Annotated in this window: 1 protein-coding gene; it reads right to left on the reverse strand. The window is 77.1% G+C overall.

Annotated features, from left to right (window positions below; all coding sequences use genetic code 11):
* A partial coding sequence (locus tag ACFV4N_RS41850; RefSeq protein ID WP_499678247.1) for an nSTAND1 domain-containing NTPase occupies positions 1–2,930 on the reverse strand: 2,930 nt, incomplete at its 3' end.
* Between the last annotated feature and the right edge of the window lie 227 nt (positions 2,931–3,157).

Genomic DNA, 3,157 nt, shown 5'->3' on the forward strand with positions numbered 1-3,157 from the left:
GGGGTGAACCCCACCCAGGTGGCCCCCGGCGGGGCCGGGCCCCGCCGCACGTCACCGCCCGTCACCAGCCGCAGCTCGCCGCCCACCACCTCGGCCCAGGTCCGCGCGTCCGGAGCCGGGGCGACCAGGATTCGGTCGAGGGGCGCCGGCGTCCAGGGCGGGTCCGGGGACGGGGCGCGACCGCGCACCGCCAGGTGCTCCCCCACCAGGTGGGCGGTGAACCCGCCGGACGGGGTCAGGCCGCCGACCGCGAACACGTGCTCCGCCACCCGTTCGCGCAACGTGTAGGTCGAGTCGGCGACCGGGTCCAGGAAGGTGCGCGTGCCCTCGTCCTCCCTCAGCGGTAGGAACTGCCCGCTGCCATCGGCGTGGCCGGGAAAGCCGGACTCCCGGCAAGGGTCGAGGGGGCGGTCCCGGTGAGTGGACTCCCCCGTGGCGACGACGTGCGCCCGGTAGCCGCCGTCCGCGCACTCGACGACCACCTCGCCCTGCCGCAGCACGGTGGCCGCGACGTAGGTCCGGCGACGCCCGGTCGGCAGGTCGAGCACCACCACGTCCGACGAGCCCCCCTCGTCCACGTGCGCGACCAGCGTCCGCCGGTCCCGCGCCAGCACCGCGCCGTCGCTGCGGAACGGCACGTCGAGGACGGTCTCGCCGGTGGCCGCGTCCCAGGCGGTGGTCACGCCACCGTCGACCGCCGCGGTCAGCACGCTCCCCGTCGCGTCGAAGCTCAAGCCGGTGTGGGCGGCGGTGGGCCGCGCGGTCCAGCGCACGGTCCGGTCCGGGACGTGCCACAGGCGCAGCTCCACCGGGGAAGACACGGCGAGCGCCGTCCCGTCCGGGCTCAGCGCCACGGCGTTGACCTGACCGGCGGGCAGCTCCCACCGCCGTCCGTGCTCCAGCACCACCACTCCCGGGTTCTCCGACCGCACCGCGATGACCTCGCCGTCGCGGCTGCCAACGTGGTCGGAGACGTGCCCGCCGCGCCGCAGCGGCAGCAGCCGGTCGGCCGACCCGCGGTCCTGCGCCTGCGCGAGCACCGCCCGTCGCGCGTCCGGGTGGTCGGGGGCCTCCCGCCACGCCGCCAGGGCGAGCTGCAAAGCCTCCAGCGGCCGCTCGTCCCGCAGCCGCAGCGACTGGAGGGCGAGCTGACCGGCGTTGCCCCCGCGCAATTGGTCGCCCAGTTCCGCGCGCTGCCGCTCGGTCCGCGCCCACAGCGACGCCGCGACCAGCGCCGCCGCGGTCACCACCGCCGCGACGGCGCGCCAGGACCACACCTCGCGCCGCTGCCGCGCCCGGCCGCGCGCGATGAAGTCCCGCTCGCCCGCCGACAGCCCGCGCCGCGCGGCCCACGCCTGAGCCCGCGCCAGCGCCACCCCTCCGAGCAGACTGCCGGGGTCCCGTCCCTCCGCCTCCCACTGGACCCGCCGCTGGTTCAGCTCTCCGCGCCACGCCACGAACTCACGGTCGGCCGCCAGCCAGTCGCGCAGCCTCGGCCAGCGGTCCACCAGCGCCTGGTGCGCCAGCTCGACCGCGCCTCCGTCGACCACGACCAGCCGGGTCGCCACCAGCGCCGCCAGCACCTCCGGGTCGTCCACCTCGGCCACCGGCAGGCGCCTGCGGGTGAACCCGCCCGAGCCGTCCGGGCCGGCGAGGCGGGTGAGCACCTCCCGGGCCCTGGTCTCGGGCAGCCACAGAAGCCGGTCGGCGCAGCGGGTCAGCGCGCCGGACACGCCGCCGATCGCGTCGTAGGCGCGGTGGGTCAGCCTGCCGCCCGAGCGTCCCCGCCACAGCTCGGTCAGGGCGAACTCGACCAGCGGCAGCCGACCTGGCTCGGTGCCCGCGTCGTCGAGGATGCGCTCGACCAGGCCGTCCTCGAACTCGACGCCGCCCACGACGGCGACCGGCTCGGTGATCGCGGCGCGCAGGCCCTCGGCGTCGAGCGGGCCGACGAGCACCACGGCATGGTCCAGGCGGCGCGCGGTCGAGGCGGTCAGCACCTCGTCCAGCGAGTCCGAGCGCAGGGTCAGCACGGCCCGGCACCGCGCGCGCACCAAGCGGTCCAGCACCGTGCGGGCGAGGCCGGGGTCCTCCCGCACGACCTCTTCGAACTGGTCGACGAACAGCAGGGCACGCCGGTCGCGGGGCGGTTCCGGCGGCTCCGAGCCGAGGCGGACCACCGTCACGTGCACGCCGTCGCGCCGCAGTGCGGGCAGCAGGCCGGCTCGTACCAGGGACGACTTGCCGCTGCCGGACGGGCCGACGACCAGCACCAGCGACCGCGTCGCCACGTGGTCGAGCAGCCGCGCCACGTCGGCGTCGCGCCCGCGGAAGAACAGCTCGTCGTCCTCGTCGAACGCGGCCAGACCTCGGAACGGCTCGGGCCTGTCGTCCCACCCGCCCAGGTCTGCGGCCGGGATGACGAACGCGGTGCCTTCCCCCGCCCTGGCGACGAGCATCCCCACGACGCCCCCGCGCCTCTCGTCCCACACCGGCGCGCCGCTGAAACCCGACTTGACCGGCCCGTCCAGCTCGGCCTGGAGCCAGCCCGTGCCCTGCTTGGCGCGCAGCTCGCCGGACAGCCAGCGGCCGTCGTCGAAGCCCGCCGGGAAACCGCACACCCGCACGGGATGACCCCACACGTCCTCGGCGCGGACCAGCGGCACGGGCAGGGCGGCCCGGGGCGGGCGCAGGGACAGCACGACCACGTCGCCCGCGCCGTTCGGGGCGATGTCGCGACGCTCGACCACCGTCGCGGGCAGCGGCACGCCGTCGAGCAGCGGGAAGTCCACGGTGACCGCGTCGGCGCGGGCGACGTGGGCGCAGGTGACAGCGGCGGCGCTCCCCACCAGGAACCCCGCCCCGACGACCGCGCCCGAGGCGTCGCGGACCCGGAGCAGCGCGGGCGCGATCCGATCACTCGCGGTCACGACTCGTCACTGTAGCGGCACGGCAGCGGAGGTGGTCCACGCCCCGCGCCGCTGCGGCGACGCTGTCACGGTGCACGGGTCATCGCCGAACGGCCGGGCCGCGACTCGTTCCCGGGCGCCGTGGGGCCAAAACCGGGGGGGCGGGGCCCGCCGAAGGGCGGCACCGGCAGCCCCCCACCCCCGGCGCCGCGCGGTTGGACGCCGGCCGGTGACCCCGGACCGTTAAA

The sequence above is a fragment of the Actinosynnema sp. NPDC059797 genome (assembly GCF_042732085.1).
Taxonomy (GTDB): Bacteria; Actinomycetota; Actinomycetes; order Mycobacteriales; family Pseudonocardiaceae; genus Actinosynnema.